The organism is Mycolicibacterium lacusdiani (genome assembly GCF_021916785.1).
Classification (GTDB): Bacteria; Actinomycetota; Actinomycetes; order Mycobacteriales; family Mycobacteriaceae; genus Mycobacterium; species Mycobacterium lacusdiani.
The window spans coordinates 153,683-173,096 of the sequence record NZ_JAKCFC010000013.1; the positions used below are offsets into that span (position 1 = coordinate 153,683).

Genomic DNA, 19,414 nt, shown 5'->3' on the forward strand with positions numbered 1-19,414 from the left:
TCACGAGTCGGTCCGCATCAGCAGCACGCCGCTCGGGGTCAGCCCGCCGCTGCTGGCGACCGCGACGTGCGCGTCGGCCACCTGGCGTTCGCCTGCCTCGCCGCGGAGTTGCGTCACCGCCTCGTGGATCAGGCCCATGCCGTGGGTGCGGCCGTGAGAGAGCTGGCCGCCGTGGGTGTTCAGGGGGATCACCCCGTCGCGGGCGATGTTGTGCCCGCCGTCGAGGAAGTCCTTGGCCTCGCCGATGCCGCAGAAGCCGAGAGCCTCCAGCCACGACAGGCAGTTGAACGAGAACCCGTCGTACAGTTCCGCGACGTCGACGTCCGCGGGCCGCAACGACGTCCGCGTCCACAGGTGTGCAGCCTGCCCCAGCACCTGCGGCTCGTGGGTGAGCGTGGTCTGGTCCCAGTCGGTGCGTTCGATGATCTGGGTGCCGACGGCCTCGAAGTACACCGGCGGCTTGGGCATGTCGCGTGCGACGTCGACGGCCGACACGATGACGGCGACCGCGCCGTCGCACGGCACGTCGCAGTCGTAGAGGCCGAACGGCGTGGTGATCAGCCGCGCCGACAGGTAGTCGTCCATCGTCATGGGATCGCGGTAGATGGCGGTGGGATTCAGCCCTGCATTCGCCCGCTGGTTCAGCGCTATCCAGCCGAGGGTCTCGCGCGTGGTGCCGTAGCGGTCGAAGTGCCGTTGAGCGTTGAGCGCCAACGTGTGTGCGGCCGACGTCGCCCCGAATGGCATCTGCCAGCTGGTGGTGCGGGACCCGCCGGGCGGGGACATCTTGCCCTGCTTCATCAGCTCGCCGAACGTTGCCTCCCACAGCGTGCGGAAGCACAGCACGTGCCGGGCCATGTCGGTGGCGACGGCCATCATCGCGGCGATCACCGAGCCGCCGGGACCGAACGTGTCCATGCCGCCGTTGATCCACGTCGGCCGGAGTCCGAGCGCGCCCTCCAGCGCGGTCACCCCGCCCTCGCCCATGCCCGCCACGTCGAGGCCCGGATAGGTGGACAGACCGTCGATGTCGGCGAAGGTCAGTCCGGCGTCGGCGACGGCGGCCTCGCAGGCCTCGATCGTCAGCTCCAGCGGGGGCACCATGAGTCGTCGGCCGAGCCGCGACGCGCCGATGCCGGTGATCGCCGAATGCTCCTCGAACTTTCTGTCCGACAACGGTGGTCGGACGTGCCTGGCGTAGTCCGTCGGCGCGATGTCGTCGACCGCGGGCGGGGCCTCACCGTCGTCGTCGCACGGCCGGAACACCGGCAGGTAGACGTCGGCCACCTCCTGGAACACGACCTCGACCGTCTGACCGATGCGCAGATCGTCGGGATCGGCGTCGACGATGTTCGTCGTCAGCCGTACCCGCGGGTCCTCCGCGATGGCGACCTGGGCGACGACGTACGGCGGTGGCAGATCGGGGAAGCCGAAGCGGTGATTGACCGTGAACGCCGAGAGCGATGCCTTGCCCGACACCTCGCGTACGCCGACGTCGTGGCTGCGGCACCGTCGGCAGATCGGTGCGGGCGGATGGTTCAGGGCCTGGCAATCTCGGCACTCCTGGATGCGCAGGCGACCGTCGGCGCCGGAGGTCCAGAAGAACTCGTTCTCCGCGGTCAGTTGGGGCAGCGGGCGCCCGGGGACGTCCACGTCAGCTTCCCGCCGTTCGCGAGGCGGCCGTGGAGTCCTGCGTCCTGGACCCGTTGGCGCCGTTCGGCTTCGGGTGGAGCACGGTGATCGCGTGCACCGGGCAGTCCATCAGCGCGCGCACGACGCCATCGCGATCGGACTCGGGGACCGTGCCGTCGCCGATCAGCGAGGCGTAGTCCCAGTCGTCGAGGGAGAAGTACTCGGGTGCGTGCCTGGCGCAGATCCCGAACCCGTCGCACACCGTGCGATCCAGCTTGATCTTCATCGGTTCGCTCACAAGACCGCCTCCACCTCATAGGGTCGCAGCGCTGAGTACGCGTGTGCGCCGCATGCGTCACACGTTCCGGCGACGTGCCGAGCGACGTCGGTGGGGAAGGCCCGCAGCAGGCTGGCGGCGACGTTGGTCGCTGCGTCCAGCGTCGCGCACGCACCACGCCCGCGCAGCACCACCGACCACCGCTCGAGACGCGTGAGGTCCTCGTCGGTGGCCGTGCCGCGGCGCAGCCCGTCGGTCACGGCCGCCATCGCCGCGGTGCCGTTGAAGCAGGAACCGCACTGGCCGGCATTCTCCCGGTCGAAGTAGGCCATCACCGACGCCGCGACGGCGACGGGACAGTCGTCGGTGATGACCGCGACGGCACCGCAGCCCAGCCCGCTGTTGAGCCGGCGCATCGTCTCGTGGTCGAGCGTGGCGTCCAGCACCTCTCGGTTGAGCAGCCCCGCGAAGTACCCGCCCATCAGCACGCCCTTGACGTCGTCGACGGAGATGCCGTGCGTGAGGAGCAGTTCGGTGACCGGGGTGCCATGCGGCAGCTCGTACAGCGTGGCGGGTCTGCCGCCGCCGGTCACGGTCGCAAGGAACGTGCCGGGGGATGCCGACGTGCCCTGTGCCCGGAAGGCGTCGCTGCCGTTGCGCAGGATGAAGGGCAGGTTGGCCAGCGTCTCGACGTTCGAGACCAGTGTGGGGAGACCGCGCACGCCCTCCTCGAACGGGCGGGGAGGCTTGTCGGTGGGCTTGGCGGGACCGCCGTTGACCGCGCGCACGGCGGCGGTCTCCTCGCCGGCGACGTAACCGGGGTCGACCGTCGTGACGGTCACCACGAGGTCGTGGAGTGGAGCGGTCTTCAGCGCGGCGTTCAGCGTCTCGGCGGCCTGTACGTCGGATACGTAGACGTGGCCATGATCGGCACCGACGATGGCGGCGGCCAGCCGGACGCCGTCGAGTAGGAGATGCGGCCGATTGCGCAGCAGCCACTTGTCCTTGACCGAGGCGGGCTCACCCTCCTCGCCGTTGGCGAGCACGACCGTGGAACTGCCGGCACGACCGGCGTCGCGCACCGTACGCAGTTTGACGGCGAGGGGGAACGCGGCGCCACCGCGGCCGAGCAGGCCGCTGCGGTCCACGTCGTCGAGCAGGGCATCGGGATCACCGAGGTCCTGATAGCCACCGGCTTCGACGTACGCGGCGAGGTCCTCGACACCCGGCGTCGAGCGGATGATCCGCGGCTGCACTCCGGGCCAGACGACGGCAGGCGTGCTGGTTGCGGTCGGCTCCTGGCGCACGCGCTCGTCGGTACCGGTCATTTCTGCCCCTTCCCACCCGCGGATAGGCTGGCGGACATGAGAACTGCGGTGGTACGCGTCGACGTCGACCCCTCGGGGGTGCTGACACCAGCCCAATTGCGCGAGGGCATGGCGTCGCTGTCGGCGCTGGCACCCGAGGTCGGCGCCACCGTGGTCGACGCGGATCTCGCGGCGATGCCGCCGGGGCGCAGGCAGGTGGAGGTGCTGCTGGCCGGCGACGACGCCGACCACCTCTCGCGCGTGGCACTCGAGTTGTGCACCAGGGTGTTCGGTGCGCTCGGCGCCCGACCCACCGCCGGGGTGCTGACGTACGTCAGTCGCGGCACCGACCACGACGCGCTCGGCGTGCTGGCGGGTTTCGGGCTCACCGGCGAGATCGAACGCGAAGACGGCCCGGAGTGGGACGTCGTGCGGGTGACGCTGCGCAAGTCCGACCTCGAGCGCATCCCGGAGAGCAGAGTGCACACGGCGCTCGAGGCCTCGCTCAACTGCGAGGTTCGGATCATCACGGTCTGAGCACCTCGACCGTCGGCCGTGCGGCGGTCACGACTTCTTCAGGAAGTCGAGGATCGCAGGCGCTGCCTGGACCCAGGTGTCGAACATGTTGAAGCGCTTGACCTTTCCCTTGGCCCGCGCCTCTCCGGCACGCTCCCACGCGTCCTCGGGCCACGGCGGGTCGATCACCTTGCTGCCCCTGATGAGGCAGCTCACCTCCAGTGACGTGCGCTTCGGGTGGTCCAGGTCGTTCTCGCCGCCGCGGATGATGAGCGTCGGCACCTTGATCTCGTCGAACAGTTCGTCCTCGACACCGGGAATCGTCTGACCGGGCTTGGGTACGAAGGCGTTGAGCCAGCGCAGCATCAGCTTCAGGAACTGGTCGGAATCTTGGGACAGGATGCGCTGCTCATTGTCGGGGTTCTCGCCGATGCGTTCCTGCCATTCGCCGACCTGGGCGACGGCCTTCATCCCGGCGCCGCGCACGGCGAGGATGCTGGGCACGATGTAGTACGAACCGAGGACGAACGAGCCGTACACGCCGCCGACGATGTTCCACACCACCAACTTCTTCACCAGCTCCGGGTAGAGCATGGTGGTCAGCATCGAGTCCCGCGCCCCGCCGGAGCCGCCCGCGAGGATGCACGGTCCGATGTCCAACTTGGTGATCAACTGCGACAGGGTCTCGGCACGCATGTGCGATTCACTCTGGCCGTAGAACTGGACGTCGGACTTGCCGCAGTTCGGCCGGTCCCAGAGCAGCACCCGGTAGCCGCCCTCGACCAGCTTCTTGGCCAGCGGCTTGAGGCCGGGGATGTCCTTGCTGAACCGTCCGCCGGGTGTGAGGGCGATGAATTCGCCCTCCTTGCCCAGGATTTCGTAGACGACGTTGCCGCCGTTGATGTCGATCGTCTTGTTGGGCAACGGTGCTCCAATTTCGGTGGACTCGAGGTGCGCTTCAGGCTTGGACGAGTACGTCGTTGCCGACGACCCTGACCGGATACGTACGAATGCTCCACTCCGGCTTGACCGCCGTGGTCCCGGTCGCGAGCTCGAAACCCCATTGGTGCCAGGGGCAGAACACGAACTCCTTGTCGCGGACCATCACCGCGTCGCCGGGCACGCTGTCGTCGGCGACGTTGATGCCGCGCGCGCGGCCCGAACACAGTGGGCCGCCTTCGTGCGGACAGTAGTTGGCAATGGCGTAGAAGGTGCCGTTGACGTTGTACACGCCGACGCCGTGACGTCCGATGGGCACCAATTTGTGCGTGCCTGGCGCAATCTCGTCGACGGTGGCCACGACGTGTTCACGCCCCTGCGCGAGCCGGGGCGGTTTCGGTTCGGTCATGCCTAAAAGACCCGGACCTGACCCTCGAGCGCCGGCACGGTATCCGGCAGCTTGTAGGTCTCGATCCCGTTGCGGAACATGATGGCCTCGCGCGCATGCTCGGGGAGGTGCTTGACCAGCCAGCGTGGGTCGTCGAACGTCCAGTGCGGGTAGTCACTGCTGAACAGCAGGATCTTCTCGCATTCCATCCACTCGAAGGCGCGCGTGAGTTCGGTCTTGTCCTCGGGATAGTCGAGCGGCTGAGTCGTGAACTTGATGTGGTCCTTGACGTACTGGCTCGGCTTGCGCTTGATGTCCATCCACGACTTGCGGGCCTCGTAGATCGCATCCATGCGCCACATGAGCGGCAGGATCCAGGTGAAGGCGTGCTCGACGAACACGATTCGCAGGTTCGGGTGGCGGTCGAACGTGCCGTCGAAGATCAGGCTCATCACCTGGTTGGCTGCGAGCAGTGAGTATGTGACCATGAAATCGTGGTTGTAGCTGGGCAACCCGACCGGCGGCATGGGCAGTTCGTCGTAATGGCTGCGCGACAGGTGGCAGCTCACCGGGATGTCGTGCTTGGCGGCGGCCGCCCAGATCGGGTCGTACTTCGGGTTGCCCCACGACGGCCGCGGCTCTGCCTTGATCAGAATCTGCGCCATGTAGGGGTGGCCGGCCCAGCGTTCGATCTCGGCGACACTGTCCTCGGGCGCCTCGATCGCGAGGCAGATCGACCCACGCCAGCGCTCGTGCCAGTTGTTGTGCGAGTCCAACCAATGGTTGGCCTGCCAGTCGTTGATCGCGTAGGACATCGCGTGCTGAGCCTCCGGAATCCGCGCCGGATAGGCGGCGGGCTCGAGGATGGCGATGTCGGCGCCGGCCTCCATGATCAATTGCTTGAACGCAAGATCGGGGTCGCTGCAGGCGAATTCACCGTCAGGCGGGAACGCGTCGAGGCGCATCGCGTACGAGTGCGCGTAGTCGGGGGCGTCGTAGTAGATCTGGTCGCCCACCTTGTGGGTGCCGAAGTACTTGCTTCGCCACGGCTCCGGGATGTACTGGCCCAACTCGCCGGTGCGAGGCGCCGGATGGACGTCGGAGTCGACGCACCGCACGGCGATGCGTTCGGCGGCGGGTACTCGTGGATTGGCAGTGGTGGTCATGGGGCCTCCTCGATTACCTCTACTGTGCGGCCGCGTGGGCCGGAATGTCTATGCCGTACAACTCTGCGGCGTTGCGCCAGCACAACTTCTCGCGCTGCTCGGCGCTGTACGAACTGGGCACCGACAGTTCGTTGAGCTGCCAGTGCGGGTAACTCGAGCCGTACATCACCATGTCGTCCTTCCCGGTGAAGCCGGCCCACTCGCCCGCGAAGTCGACGTCGCCCGGACCGTCGAGACTGCCCTGCACGAAGAACGTGTGCCCGGGAAGATAGTCACTCGGCATCTTCGGTGCCCACGGCGTCTGCTCCAGGTGCGGCCTGCCGAAGCAGTCCATGCGCCACATGAACGGCGTCAACATGTCGGCGGCGCCGTCGGCCCAAACGAATTTCAGCTCGGGCAGTCTCTCGAACACGCCCTCGGCGATCATGTTCATCTGGTGGTAGAGGAAGTTGAGCGCCGTGAAGCCGAGGAACTGCTCGTAGGTGCGGGTCAAGCCGTTCGGCGTGGGTGGCAGCATCACGCCGGACCCGACCTCGAAGTGCACGGCGACGGGTAGTCCGGCGTCCACCGCGGCCTCCCACAGCGGCCAGAACTGCGGCTTGCCATACAGTTCGCGCGACTGCAGGGGAATGCCCAGCTGGACCACCCGAGGGTGATCCTTGTACTTCTCGATCTCACGCAGCGCACCGACGACGTCGTCGGGATTGATGCGGATCGTCCCGCGGAATCGCTCGCCGAACTCGGCGTCGTCCAGCCAGCGGGTCACCATCATCTCGTTGTGGCCGGCCGCAATGGCCGTGCCCAGGTGCCGATCCGGCATGATTCCGCGAGTCATCGGGTGCAGTACGGCGATGTCGACGCCGCGGTCGTCGAACAGGTGCTTGGCGACCAACGCGGGACGCGAGCCGGGGTATTCACCGTCCGGTCCCTCGGTGCCCTTGGCGTATTCGCCGCCGGGGGCGCCGTACCAGTCCATCTCGTAGTCGGGAAATCCACGGCTGGAGAAGGGTTCGCGCATGAACGTCTTGCGCAGTTCCTTCGTGGACTGGCAGAAGACGTGCACGCTGGCGTCGATGACGGGCGTCGTGACGACGTTTCCCGCACCGTCGATGAGGTCCTTCACCGAGACTCGACCTCCGTTGGCTCGATCGGCGATCCGGCGTCGACGCTGCGAATGGGCTGTCCGCAGGGTCCACCGACGTCGGTCATGTCCCTAGTGTAGATCGTAGTTCTTCATAAGCAAGAACAATGTTCTCCACCCGAAGTGGCATGTCTTTGCAGGTGAGCATGTCTGCTGGTCAGTCGCGCAGCGCATCGCTTATGAAATGTCGTACCCGCAAGGGGAGAACGTGTACGGCATTGAGCGAGAATGATATTCTCAGCTCAATCGTGCGATTCGTCGGGAGGCGGCTGGATGCTACTGGAGTTCGATGCTGATCAGCGCCTATGGCAGGAGACCGTGCGCGACGCCGTCGGCAAGCAATGCCCGGCGTCGTTCGTACGCAACGTCGCCGAGGACGGCGCCGACCCGACCCCGCTGTGGAAGACCTACGTCGACGCAGGCTGGACCGAACTGACCGACCCCGAGAACGCCGTCGAACTCGCCATCGTCCTCGAGGAACTCGGGCGGGCCACCGACCCGACCCCTTTCCTGGCGACCCTCTCGCAATTCGCGCCGCTGGTTGGCGACCGCTTCGACGCCGGCACCACGGGATCGGCCGTCTACTCGGGGGTGACCGCGTACCGCGACGCCGACGGCTGGGTGCTCAACGGCACCGACAGGTTCGTGCTCGACGGCGACCGTGCCGACCGCTTCGCGGTGGTGACCGACGCGGGGGTGTTCCTCGTCGACGCCGAGCAGGTGACGACGCGCCGCAGCGCGATCTTCGATCCCGTCATGCACGTGGCCGAGGCGTCGTTCACCGGCGTCCACGTCGCCGACGCCGAACGCATCGAGGTCGACACGGAGAAGGCGCGGCACGTCGCGCTCATGGGCATGGCCGTCACGATGGTCGGCGCATGCCAGCGCATCCTCGACCTCGCGCTCGACCACGCCAAGAGCCGCTACCAGTTCGGCGTGCCGATCGGTTCGTTCCAGGCAATCCAGCACAAGGCCGTCGACATGCACGTCGCGATCGAACGTGCCCGGGCGCTGTCGTACTTCTCGGCGTTGACCATCGCCGCCGACGACCCGCGGCGGCGACTCGCGGCCGCGATGGCCAAGGCGTCGGCGGGGGAGTGCCAGGCGCTCGTCTTCCGGCACGGGCTGCAGACGTTCGGCGCCATGGGCTTCACGTGGGAGAACGACCTCCAGTTCGCGCTCAAGCGGGCCAAGGCCGGAGAACTGTTGCTGGGCGGTGCCGCCGAGCATCGCGAACTGATCGCAAGGGAATTCGATGCAGCTCACATTTGATCCCGACGTCGACGAGTTCCGCGCGGAGTTCTCCGCGTTCCTCGACGAACACCTGCCGTCGGCGGCAGAGACCCTCGAACGTCCCCGGTCGGTATCGCACATGCCGCAGTGGGCCAGGGACTGGCAACGGCTGCTGTTCGACAACGGTTGGCTGCTGCCCGCCCAACCGCCCGAGTTCGGCGGACGCAATGCCTCGGTCCTGCAGCAGTACGTGCACCTCGAGGAGCTGTGCACGCGCCGGATCTACCACAGCTTCAACCCCCAGGGCGTCAACATCGTTGCGGCATCGCTGATCACATTCGGCAGCGACGAGCAGAAGCACGAGTGGGCGGTGCCGGTGCTGCATGGCGAGCGCACCGCATCACTGGGCATGAGCGAGCCGAGCGCGGGTTCCGACCTGGCATCGCTGCGGACCAAGGCCGTGCGCGACGGCGACGACTTCGTCGTCAACGGCCAGAAGGTGTGGACGTCCGGCGCCCACGACGCGGACTGGCTGCTGACCTTCGTGCGCACCGATCCAGATGCGCCCAAGCACAAGGGCATCAGCGCGCTGATCATTCCGACCGACCTCCCCGGTGTGGTGTGTCGGCCGTTCGCCGACCTCTGCGGCGAGGAGAACACCGACTTCAACGAGGTGTTCTTCAGCGACGTGCGGGTGCCCGCCGCGAACCTGGTGGGCCCGCTCAACGGCGGCTGGAAGGTCATCAACGGTTCGCTGGGCCACGAGCGGACCATGATGTGGCTGGGCTTCGCCGACCGCATCGCCAACGTGATCGCCGACTTCCGGCCGGCCAATGCGCTCGAGCGCGACGAGCTGGCCAGCACGATCATGGACTACCAGGCGCTGCGGCTGCTCGGTTCGGTCGGTCTGGCGCAGGCCTCGCGCGGCGAGGTCGACGTGGCCGCCGTGTCGATCCCCAAGCTGCTGGGCGCCGAGGCCGAGATGCGCGCTGCCGCAAACGCACTGACGGCGGCCGGGCCCGAGGGTCTCATCCACCCGTCGACGTCGGGGCCGTATGCGCACATGAACCTCGACCACTATTTCGCGAGCTGGTTCGAGCGGTATGCGCGCAGCTTCTCCGGCACCATCGCCGGCGGCACCTCGGAGATCCAGCGCAACATCATCGCCCAGCAGGTGCTGGGCCTGCCCCGCGGCTGAGTGGCCTCCCGCGGGTGCTGCCCAGGGCGAGGCACCTTCCGAGGCTGCGGCACCTCCCGCGGGTGAGGCACCTCCCGCGAGCGTGCGTGTCTGCGGGCGACACGCCGCGTCCTGAGCTGAGTTCACGCACGCTCGCGCCCGTGCAAAGCCGGCGCAACGCCGACTGAAGGACGTGCGGGCGGGGCCGCTGCTCGCTTGCGGCAACGAGATTCGACCCACCCACCACCCGAAGGGCCCACCGCGAGCGTGCGCAAACTTGGGTTCCGCCCGGCGTGTCGCCCGCAGACACGCACGCTCGCGGGAGGAGGAAAGTGAGGGAGGGGGGGAGCCCCTTACCAATCGATGACGACGGGGTCCTTGTGCTCGGTGATGGGACGGGCGGGGAGCTGCTCGTCGCAGATCCGCTGCAGGCGGTCGAGTGTCTCGTCCAGGCCGGGGCCGAGGCGCTTGCCGGGCGTGAAGTTCGCGGGCAGGTGCTTCATGCCCTGGATGACTCCGATGGTCTCGTAGTGCTCGGTGCCCGCGGGGTCGCACACGTAGTCCGGCATGCGATCGAGCACGGCGGTGAGCATCGACTTGAACACGGTCCTGGCGACGTTGGATCCGACGCAGCGGTGCACGCCGATGCCAAAGCTGAAGTGACGGTTGCCCTTGCGGTCCAGGACGACGTCGTTGGGCCGGTCGAACACCGACGGGTCGCGGTTGGCCATCGCCCACGACAGCCACAGCCGCTCGCCCTCCTTGAACTGCTGACCGTCGACCTCGACGTCGTCGGCGAAGGTGCGGCCGTCGCCGGGAGCGGGAGTGAAGAACCGCAGGAACTCTTCGGTGGCCGGGTGCAGCAGGGTGTCGCGATCCCGACTGAGTCGCTCGCGCTCGGCGGGGTTCTCCGACAGCCACTCCAGCGCATGGGCGGTCAGCGCGGTGGTGGTGTCGAAGCCACCGCCGATGATCAGCCCCAGATTGCCCATGATCTCCAAATCCGGCGCGGGCTCGCCGTCGATGCGCAACTGCAGGAGCGCATCGATCAGACCCGGGCGCGGGTTCTCCTTCATCTCGAACATGCTCGTGAGCAGGTCGATGCCCATCTGCCTGTTCATTTCCGCAACCCGCGGGGCGTCGGGCGAGTGCTCCGGCGTGGACACCCCCGCGTGCGCGGGCTCGCTGTAGATCATCCACTTCTTGAGTTCGATGCCCATCATCGCGAGCGTGAGCACCGCGGGCACGATGTTGGCCAGGTCGTCGACGAAGTCGATGTGGCCCGACTCGATCTTCTCGTCGAGGGCGGCGCGGGTGATCTCGTCGACGAACGGCACCCACCGCTTGATCGCAGCGGGGGAGAGATACGGATTGAGCGCCCCCCGGTAGGTGGAGTGCTCGGGCTCGTCCATCTCAAGTATCCCGCCGCGCACGACCGTGGCACGCTGGGCCTTGGGAATGGTGATGCCCTGGTAACCCTTTCGTTCGCCGTGGAGGTCGTGGTCGTTGGACACGACGGGACAGCGGGCGAGTTCGAAGACCTCGCTGCTGCCGGCCGCTACCCAGTGCCCGTCGTAGACGTCGGTCCACGCCACCGGGCACTTGGCGTGCATCTCCTCGGTGATCTCTTGGAACCGGTGCCGGTACTCCGGCGTGTGCCGGTCGAAGTGGTAGCGATTCTTCTTGCGGTCGTCGTCACGCGTGACGTCGTCGATGCTCACGGCGGAGTCTCCTGGTGATTGGGCGGCCTGGTGGGCAACGTCATTCGATGACGATGGCCTGCTCTGGGCAGGAGTGGACGGCTTCGCGCACCTGGTCCACCTGGTCGGCGGGGACCTCGTCGGACACCGGTGACGCATGGCCGTCGACGTCGTCGAGTTCGAACGACTCGGGCGCGATCATCGCGCAGAGGGTATGGCCCTGGCAACGCGTTCCGTCTACCGAAACCTTCACTGTCGCAACTCCTTCGCGAACCGTCGAACCTGGTGGTGGGTCAGTTGTGGTAGTCGTACCACTTGAGGTAGCCGCCGGCGTCGATGCGCAACTGGGCGCCGGTGACGAACCGTGCCTCGTCGGAGGCCAGCCACAGGACCGCGTTGCTGATGTCCTCGGGCTCCACCCACGGCACCTTCATCGCCTGCTGCACGTAGAACACCGGCTCGGCGTCCTTGAGTTCGGGCTTCTCCAGGTCCGGCCGGAACGAGCGGTACATTGGCTCGCTGCGCAGCATGTCCGTGTTGCAGTTCGTGGGATGCACGACGTTGGCCCGGATGCCGCGCGGGGACAGCTCGGTCGCGAGGTCGTGCACGAAATTCGACAGCGCACGTTTGGAGTGGACGTAGGCCATGCCGCCCGGATCGTTGCCGGGGTTGTCCTTCTTGCTGGTGTCCATCAACGCGGCGGTGGATCCGGTCGCGATGATGGAGGCGCCCTCCTTGAGGTGGGGCAGCGCAACCTGGATCGCGTTGATGGTGCCGATCAGGTTGGTGTTGATGACGTCGATCCACGCCTGCAGCGGCGGTTGCCCCTTCATGCCGGCGATGCCCGCTTGCGCGACGACGATGTCGAGCCCGCCGAGGGCGGCCATGCCCTCTTCGACGGCCCGCTTCAGCTGCGATGCCTCGCGCACGTCGGCCTTGGCGGTGAAGATGCGCTGCCCGGTCTTCTCCACGAACGCGGCGGTCTCCTCGAGATCCTCCGGCGTGGCCATGGGGTAGCCGATGGTGTCGATGTTCTCGCAGAGGTCGACGGCGATGATGTCGGCGCCTTCTTCCGCGAGGCGGACCGCGTGACTGCGGCCCTGCCCGCGTGCGGCACCCGTGACGAATGCGACCTTGCCTGATACGCGTCCCACTGGTTGTCCCTTCGTTGATCTTCGTTGATCGGTACTGACCGCAGGGCGGCTCAGGTGTTCCGTCCGCCGTTGACGCCGAGGATTTGGCCGGTGATGTAGCCGGCCTCCTCGGAGATGAGGAAGGCGCATGCCGCGGCGATGTCCTCCGGCCTGCCGATGCGCCGCACCGGGGTGGCCTTGATGGTCTGATCGATGTCGCCGAGGAAGCCCTTGTCCGCGGCGGCCCGCAGCATGGGCGTGTCGATGAAGCCGGGCGGCACGGCGTTGACCGTGATCCCGTTGGGGCCGTACTCCAGGGCCAGCGTCTTGGTCAGGCCGTTGACCGCTGACTTGGCGGCGACGTAGGGCGCCATGTACGGCGCGCCCGAGTGCGTGCTGGAAGAGGAGATGTTGACGATGCGTCCCCACCCCGCCTCGATCATGTCCGGCAGCACCGCCTGAATGCAGTGGAAGACGCCGTGCAGGTTCACGTCGATGACGCGCAACCAGCGTTCGAACGAGACGTCGTGGAACTTCTTGAAGCTGTCGAGCCCTGCGGCGTTGACGAGAACGCTGACGGGGCCGAGTTGTGCGCGGACGCCGGCCATCGCCTCGTTCACCGCGTCGCGGTCGGTCACGTCGGCGACGAAGGAGAACTCGGCATCGGAGGGGTTCAGGTCCAAGACGGCGACGTGGTAGCCGTCGGCGCGCAGCCGATTGACGATCGCCTCGCCGATACCCGATCCACCGCCGGTGACGACGGCGTTCTTCACGTGGCCGCTCCCGTGCGCGAACTCGCCTGAAGCATCAAGAATCTCCCTTTCGATTATGAGAACCGTACTCTCGGACGAGGTGAGACCGCAAGGTCCGCGCACGTCCACCGCGCGTCGAACCATACCCACTCGACGCCGGCCGAGGACCTGACTAGGCCATCTAGCCTTCCTTGTGTTCTCGCTAGGCGAATGTAAGATTCGCCGTTGATGAGAATGAAATTTCCATCACAGTGCACGAAGCAGCGAGGAGACTGAATGTCCCAGACGCCGACCGTCGACGGTGGCCGACAGGTGGATGGCAGTGATGCATCCGGGCAGCAGGCAGACCGGCGCATGCTGATCGACGGTGAACTCGTCGGTGCGGCCACCACGTTCGCCTCGCAGAACCCCGCCACCGGCGAGGTCATCGGGCATGCCCCGGACGGCACCGTGGCCGACGCCGAGCGTGCCGTCGCCGCCGCGCGCCGCGCCTTCGACGCGGGGGACTGGGCCACCAACGTCGAATTCAGGGTCCACTGCCTGGAGCAGTTCCACACCACTCTCGTCGAGCACCGCGACGAACTCGCCGCGTTGACCACAGCGGAGGTCGGCGCCACCCCCGCACTGACCCAGGGCGCGCAGCTCGATCAGCCGATCGCGATCGTGAAGTACTACGCCGATCTGCTGCGGGACTACCCGCTGACCGAAGACCTCGGCAACGTCGAGAGCCGCGGCATGCAGCACCACCGCTGGGTGGAGAAGGAAGCCGGCGGGGTCGTCGCGGCGATCATCGCCTACAACTACCCCAACCAATTGGCACTGGCGAAGCTCGCGCCCGCACTGGCCGCCGGGTGCACCGTCGTCCTGAAGGGTGCTCCCGACACGCCACTGGTCACGCTCGCGCTCGGCGAACTCATCGCCAACCACACCGACATCCCGGCAGGCGTCGTCAACGTGCTCAGCTCCTCGGACCCCGAGGTCGGCGCTGTACTGACGACCAGCCGCGACGTCGACATGGTCACGTTCACGGGGTCGACCCCGACCGGCCGGCGCATCATGGCTGCCGCGAGCGAGACCCTCAAGAAGGTGTTCCTCGAACTCGGCGGCAAGTCCGCCGCGATCGTGCTCGACGACGCCGACTTCGGCACCGCCGCGATGTTCTCGGCCTTCAGCATGGTGACCCACGCCGGTCAGGGGTGCGCGCTGACGTCGCGGCTGCTGGTGCCGCGCAAGCACCACGACGAGATCGTCGAGATGGTCAAGACGAACTTCTCGCACGTGCGCTACGGCGATCCGACCGATCCGAAGACCTACATGGGCCCGCTGATCAGTGAGCGCCAGCGCGACAAGGTCGACGCCATGGTCCGGCGTGCGGTCGAGGCGGGCGCGACGCTGGTGACGGGCGGCGAGAAGAAGGAGCCGGGCTACTTCTACACGCCCACGCTGCTGACCGACGTCGATCCGAGCAGTGAGATCGCCCAGGAGGAGGTCTTCGGGCCGGTTCTCGTCGTGATTGCCTACGACGACGACGACGACGCAGTGCGCATCGCGAACGACTCCATCTACGGACTGTCCGGCGCCGTGTTCGGCAGCGAGGAGCGCGCCCTGAACATCGCCCGACGCATCCGCACCGGCACCTTCTCGATCAACGGCGGCAACTACTTCAGTCCCGACAGCCCGTTCGGCGGGTTCAAGCAGTCGGGCATCGGCCGCGAGATGGGGTCGGCGGGGCTCGAGGAGTTCCTGGAGTCGAAGACCTTCGCGACGGTGGTGAGCTAGTGGCCGGCCCACTGGACGGCATCCGGGTCCTCGAGGTCGCGATGTACGGCTTCGTCCCGTCGGCGGGCGCGGTGCTCGCGGAGTGGGGCGCCGACGTCATCAAGGTCGAACACGCCGTCACCGGGGACCCGCAGCGCGGGCTGCGGCAGACCGGCCCACTGCGCGTCGAAGGCGACCCGAACCCGAACATCGAACACGCCAACCGGGGCAAGCGGAGCATCGGTCTCGACGTGTCCAAGCCCGAGGGGCGCGAGGTGCTGCTGGAACTCGCCAAGCGCGCCGACGTCTTCCTGACCAGCTTCCTGCCCGGCCATCGCGAGAAGTTCGGCATCGACGTCGACGACATCCGCGCGGTGAACCCGAACGTCGTCTACGCGCGGGGGAGCGCGCTCGGCCCACGCGGCCTGGAGGCGGAGAAGGGCGGTTACGACATGACCGCCTTCTGGTGCCGCGCCGGTACCGCTGCCACCATCACCCCGCCCGGCATCGAGGGCATGATCGGCCCGCCGGGGCCCGCGTACGGCGACACGATCTCCGGGACCAACCTCGCCGGCGGGATCGCCGCGGCACTGCTCAAGCGCGAGCGCACGGGCGAGGCATCGGTGGTCGACGTCTCGCTGCTCGGCAGCGGACTGTGGGCGATGGGCCACACGGTGGCGCTGACCTCGCATCTCAACCAACTGATGGTGCAACCGCCGCCGGGAGTGCACGGGTCACCGATCAATCCGCTGGTCGGGGTCTACCGGACGAAGGACGACCGCTACATCTCCCTGGTGATGATGCAGCCGACGAAGTTCTGGGCCGACGTGTGCCGTCACGTCGACCGCGAGGATCTGGTCGACGACCCGCGCTTCGCCACCGCCGAGAGCATTGCCGAGCACACCGGCGAGGCCGTCGAGATCCTGCGCGAGGTGATCGCGACCCGCACGCTGCCCGAGTGGAGCGAGCGCTTCGCCACACTGGCCGGTCCGTGGGCGCCCGTACAGGACACGCTGCAGGCTGCCCAGGACGCGCAGATCCGATCGAACGAATACATCGTCACCGCAGGCGAATTGGAGCTGGTGGCCAACCCAGTGCAGTTCGACGTCGCCGCCCCGCACACCGGGCCCGCCCCGGGATTCGCCGAGCAGACCGACGACATCCTGCTCGAACTCGACCTCGACTGGGACCGGATCATCGAACTGAAGACGGCCGGCGTGGTCACATGACCTCCGCGACGGTCCATTTCGAGAGCCCATAGTCCGGACGAGACGAGAATCAAGGATGCGTTCGTTGCAGCTGCAGACCGCGCTGGGCGCGTTACACGATCGGCGACATCTGTCCTGGTCGTCGACGCCCGCCGGGACGGGTGCGATGGTTGCCGTGGCGAACGGTTCGGCAGCTGCGGCCGGTGCTGGTGTTCGGCCGTCGTCGGCGCCGAGCCGCGGAGCGGGCGCCGCCGGACCCGTGGTCGCGATCCGGACTGCAGATAGGGCTCGCGCACTGCGCCAAGACGACGTCGCCGACCGCTCCACCGCCGGTTCGCGTCAGCCCATTCGACGCGTTGTCGTCTCGAGTCGCTCTGTGAGGCAACGGGAATCGCACGGCCTGGCCGCTGGACATTGGGTCCGGCGCACAGTTCGGGCCGCTGGCACGGGCCCCCTTGTCCGGCGCGCCCTCGACGTCTCGTCGACGTGCACGTCGGCCCGCCGGCCGGCCCGCCTGCTACCGGCCGCAGCCGACCGACTTCATGCCGCCGGGACCCCCCTCGCTAACGAGACCGCCAGTCTCGGAAGGTGTTTGCCATGAAACCCGGTGGGTCTTTAAACGTCAAACGCCACCCGCGGGGTGCCATTGGTGTGGCACAGTGCGTCGAGTTGGTTGAACAGCTCCCATGCGACGCCGCCGATCGGATTGGTGGTGCCCGAATCGCACTGGCGCACAACACTGACGGCCCAACAGCCGTACCGGCCGCGACTATCTCGAAGGGACCAGGGGCCAATGGCGATTAAGGGACCGGAGCGTTGGTCGCCCGGTATCTCGCTGCCCAAGGGCTTCGCGGGACCGATGCAGGCCGTCGGCGGCCTGTTCTCGATGGGCGTGGACGCCTTCAGGTTCATCTTCGTGCGGCCGTTCCAGTGGCGTGAGTTCCTCGAGCAGTCGTGGTTCGTGGCCAGGGTGTCGCTGGCGCCCACGCTGCTGGTGGCGATCCCCTTCACCGTGCTGGTGAGCTTCACCCTGAACATCCTGCTGCGTGAACTCGGTGCGGCCGACCTGTCCGGAGCGGGTGCCGCGTTCGGCGCGGTGACCCAGGTCGGTCCGGTGGTGACGGTGCTGATCGTCGCAGGGGCCGGCGCGACCGCGATGTGCGCCGACCTCGGGTCGCGCACGATCCGCGAGGAGATCGACGCCCTCGAAGTGCTCGGCATCAACCCCGTGCAGCGGCTGGTGACCCCGCGCGTACTCGCGTCCGGACTGGTGGCGCTGCTGCTCAACAGCCTGGTGGTCATCATCGGCATCCTGGGCGGCTACTTCTTCTCGGTCTTCGTCCAGGACGTCAACCCGGGCGCCTTCGCCGCGGGCATCACGCTGCTGACCGGCGTTCCCGAGGTCATCATCTCCTGTGTCAAGGCAGCCCTGTTCGGCCTCATCGCCGGCCTGGTGGCGTGCTACCGCGGACTGACCATCACCGGCGGCGGCGCCAAGGCCGTCGGCAACGCCGTCAACGAGACGGTGGTGTTCGCCTTCATGGCGCTGTTCGTGATCAACGTGGTCGTCACGGCCATCGGCATCCAGTTGACGACGGGATAGACGGTGGGCACTCTGCAAGTCCTGCGCGGCACCTATCCGCGCGCGTTCCGCACCGCATCGCGGCCAATCGACGTCTTGGGCCGCATCGGTGATCAAACGTTGTTCTTCGGCCGCGCCATCGGCGGCACACCGCACGCGGCGACCCACTTCCGCAAGGAGATCATCCGGCTGATCGCCGAGATCTCGATGGGCGCCGGAGTGTTGGCGATGATCGGCGGCACGCTGGTGATCGTCGGATTCCTCACCCTGGCCACCGGCGGCACGCTGGCGGTGCAGGGCTACAGCTCGCTGGGCAACATCGGCATCGAGGCCCTGACCGGCTTCCTGTCGGCGTTCATCAACGTGCGCATCGCCGCGCCCGTGATCGCGGGCATCGGGCTGGCCGCCACGTTCGGCGCCGGCGTCACCGCGCAGCTGGGCGCCATGCGGATCAACGAGGAGATCGACGCCCTGGAGTCGATGGGCATCCGGCCGGTCGAATACCTGGTGTCCACCCGGCTGGTCGCCGGGATGATCGCCATCACCCCGCTGTACTCGGTGGCGGTGATCCTGTCGTTCGTCGCCAGCCGGTTCACCACCGTCGTGCTGTTCGGGCAGTCCGGCGGCCTCTACGACCACTACTTCAACACGTTCCTCAACCCGATCGACCTGCTGTGGTCATTCCTGCAGGCGCTGTTGATGGCACTGACCATCCTGCTGATCCACACCTACTACGGCTACTTCGCCACCGGCGGGCCTTCCGGCGTCGGCGTCGCGGTCGGCAACGCAGTGCGCACCTCGCTGATCGTCGTGGTGTCGGTGACGCTGCTCGTGTCCCTGGCCGTCTACGGCTCCAACGGCAACTTCAACCTGTCGGGATAGGAGGACGATGTCCAGCTCAGCAGTCCGCCCCCTGGCGGGCCTCGGGATGGTGATCGCCATCGCCGCGATCGTGGTGTTCTCGATCGGCATGTTCCGCGGTGGCTTCGGGACGACGGTGCCGGTCACCGTGGTGTCCGAGCGCGCCGGCCTCGTGATGAACCCCGAGGCCAAGGTCAAGATGCGAGGAGTCCAGGTCGGTCAAGTCGACCGCATCGAGAACCGCCCGGACGGCACCGCCGTGCTGCACCTCGCGATGGATCCCTCGCAGCTGCAATACATCCCGGCAAACGTGGACGTCAACCTCGCCTCGACGACGGTGTTCGGCGCGAAGTCCGTCGAACTCGTCGCACCGGCCGACCCGTCGTCGACACCGTTGGCCAAGGGCCAGCAGCTCGACGCCCAGCACGTCACCGTCGAGACCAATACCCTGTTCCAACAATTGACTTCGGTGCTCAAGTCCATCGATCCGGTGCAGCTCAACGAAACCCTGGCCGCCATCTCCGGCGCCCTCAACGGTCGCGGCGAGAAGTTCGGCCAGACGATCACCGACTTCAACGCCTTCTTCAAGAGCATCAACCCCAGCCTGGGCAACATCGCCCGCGATCTGGAGGTTGCCCCGGTGG

19 protein-coding genes are annotated in these 19,414 nt (G+C 67.3%); 8 read left to right on the top strand and 11 right to left on the bottom strand.

What is annotated here, in order from left to right:
• From LOK44_RS27940 to LOK44_RS27950, 3 genes are read right to left on the bottom strand one after another with little or no spacing between them, the layout of a single operon-like run.
• Positions 1-1,653, bottom strand: coding sequence for a thiolase C-terminal domain-containing protein (locus tag LOK44_RS27940; RefSeq protein ID WP_237573328.1), 1,653 nt, complete (start codon positions 1,651-1,653; stop codon positions 1-3).
• Position 1,654: 1 nt separating this feature from the next.
• The gene (locus LOK44_RS27945) at positions 1,655-1,918 is read right to left on the bottom strand and encodes a ferredoxin (protein ID WP_308192814.1); all 264 of its coding nucleotides are present in this window, start codon (positions 1,916-1,918) and stop codon (positions 1,655-1,657) included.
• 8 nt (positions 1,919-1,926) lie between these two features.
• Positions 1,927-3,237, bottom strand: a complete 1,311-nt coding sequence (locus LOK44_RS27950) for an NADH-ubiquinone oxidoreductase-F iron-sulfur binding region domain-containing protein (protein ID WP_237573329.1) — start codon at positions 3,235-3,237, stop codon at positions 1,927-1,929.
• Between the two features lie 36 nt (positions 3,238-3,273).
• Here LOK44_RS27950 and LOK44_RS27955 point away from each other — a divergent pair, with 36 nt between their 5' ends.
• Positions 3,274-3,753, top strand: coding sequence for a hypothetical protein (locus tag LOK44_RS27955; protein WP_237573330.1), 480 nt, complete (start codon positions 3,274-3,276; stop codon positions 3,751-3,753).
• A 27-nt stretch (positions 3,754-3,780) separates the two neighbouring features.
• On the opposite strand, the gene LOK44_RS27960 is transcribed toward LOK44_RS27955, so the two are convergent.
• Genes LOK44_RS27960 through LOK44_RS27975 form a run of 4 tightly spaced genes read right to left on the bottom strand, consistent with a single transcriptional unit; the run spans position 3,781 to position 7,348 of the window.
• Complete coding sequence (locus tag LOK44_RS27960) at positions 3,781-4,656, bottom strand: alpha/beta fold hydrolase (protein WP_237573331.1); 876 nt, start codon at positions 4,654-4,656, stop codon at positions 3,781-3,783.
• Positions 4,657-4,690: 34 nt separating this feature from the next.
• Positions 4,691-5,080, bottom strand: a complete 390-nt coding sequence (locus LOK44_RS27965; protein WP_237573332.1) for a Rieske (2Fe-2S) protein — start codon at positions 5,078-5,080, stop codon at positions 4,691-4,693.
• A 2-nt stretch (positions 5,081-5,082) separates the two neighbouring features.
• Complete coding sequence (locus LOK44_RS27970; RefSeq protein WP_237573333.1) at positions 5,083-6,225, bottom strand: amidohydrolase family protein; 1,143 nt, start codon at positions 6,223-6,225, stop codon at positions 5,083-5,085.
• Positions 6,226-6,244: 19 nt separating this feature from the next.
• Entirely contained in the window at positions 6,245-7,348 is a 1,104-nt protein-coding gene (locus tag LOK44_RS27975) for an amidohydrolase family protein (protein ID WP_237573334.1), read from the bottom strand.
• Between the two features lie 291 nt (positions 7,349-7,639).
• Between LOK44_RS27975 and LOK44_RS27980 the strand changes: the two genes are divergently transcribed.
• Together LOK44_RS27980 and LOK44_RS27985 are read left to right on the top strand one after the other, a co-directional pair.
• The gene (locus LOK44_RS27980) at positions 7,640-8,638 is read left to right on the top strand and encodes an acyl-CoA dehydrogenase family protein (RefSeq protein WP_237573335.1); all 999 of its coding nucleotides are present in this window, start codon (positions 7,640-7,642) and stop codon (positions 8,636-8,638) included.
• Positions 8,622-9,797 carry an acyl-CoA dehydrogenase family protein gene (locus LOK44_RS27985; protein WP_237573336.1) on the top strand — a complete coding sequence of 392 codons (1,176 nt, stop codon included), beginning with the start codon at positions 8,622-8,624 and terminating at the stop codon, positions 9,795-9,797. Before LOK44_RS27980 ends, LOK44_RS27985 begins: the two co-directional genes overlap by 17 nt.
• A 332-nt stretch (positions 9,798-10,129) precedes the next feature.
• Here LOK44_RS27985 and LOK44_RS27990 read toward each other — a convergent pair whose 3' ends face one another.
• The 4 genes from LOK44_RS27990 to LOK44_RS28005 are packed head-to-tail and all read right to left on the bottom strand — an operon-like array spanning position 10,130 to position 13,382.
• On the bottom strand, positions 10,130-11,497 hold the full coding sequence (locus LOK44_RS27990) for a cytochrome P450 (protein ID WP_237573337.1): 1,368 nt from the start codon (positions 11,495-11,497) through the stop codon (positions 10,130-10,132).
• 40 nt (positions 11,498-11,537) lie between these two features.
• Positions 11,538-11,729: a ferredoxin gene (locus tag LOK44_RS27995; RefSeq protein WP_237573338.1), complete on the bottom strand. Its 192-nt coding sequence runs from the start codon at positions 11,727-11,729 to the stop codon at positions 11,538-11,540.
• A 40-nt stretch (positions 11,730-11,769) separates the two neighbouring features.
• A complete protein-coding gene (locus tag LOK44_RS28000; protein ID WP_237573339.1) occupies positions 11,770-12,630 on the bottom strand; it encodes a mycofactocin-coupled SDR family oxidoreductase in 861 nt (286 codons plus the stop codon).
• A 50-nt stretch (positions 12,631-12,680) separates the two neighbouring features.
• Entirely contained in the window at positions 12,681-13,382 is a 702-nt protein-coding gene (locus LOK44_RS28005) for an SDR family NAD(P)-dependent oxidoreductase (protein ID WP_237573340.1), read from the bottom strand.
• Positions 13,383-13,637: 255 nt separating this feature from the next.
• Here LOK44_RS28005 and LOK44_RS28010 point away from each other — a divergent pair, with 255 nt between their 5' ends.
• The 5 genes from LOK44_RS28010 to LOK44_RS28035 form a co-directional block, all read left to right on the top strand.
• Positions 13,638-15,140: an aldehyde dehydrogenase family protein gene (locus LOK44_RS28010; protein ID WP_237573341.1), complete on the top strand. Its 1,503-nt coding sequence runs from the start codon at positions 13,638-13,640 to the stop codon at positions 15,138-15,140.
• Complete coding sequence (locus tag LOK44_RS28015) at positions 15,140-16,348, top strand: CaiB/BaiF CoA transferase family protein (protein WP_308192813.1); 1,209 nt, start codon at positions 15,140-15,142, stop codon at positions 16,346-16,348. The genes LOK44_RS28010 and LOK44_RS28015 overlap by 1 nt, the downstream gene beginning before the upstream one ends.
• Before the next feature lie 772 nt (positions 16,349-17,120).
• The gene (locus LOK44_RS28025) at positions 17,121-17,930 is read left to right on the top strand and encodes an MlaE family ABC transporter permease (RefSeq protein WP_163924231.1); all 810 of its coding nucleotides are present in this window, start codon (positions 17,121-17,123) and stop codon (positions 17,928-17,930) included.
• A gap of 3 nt (positions 17,931-17,933) precedes the next feature.
• Positions 17,934-18,791: an MlaE family ABC transporter permease gene (locus LOK44_RS28030; protein ID WP_237573342.1), complete on the top strand. Its 858-nt coding sequence runs from the start codon at positions 17,934-17,936 to the stop codon at positions 18,789-18,791.
• 7 nt (positions 18,792-18,798) lie between these two features.
• Positions 18,799-19,414 (top strand): MCE family protein (locus tag LOK44_RS28035; protein ID WP_237573343.1); only part of this gene is annotated, 616 nt, incomplete at its 3' end.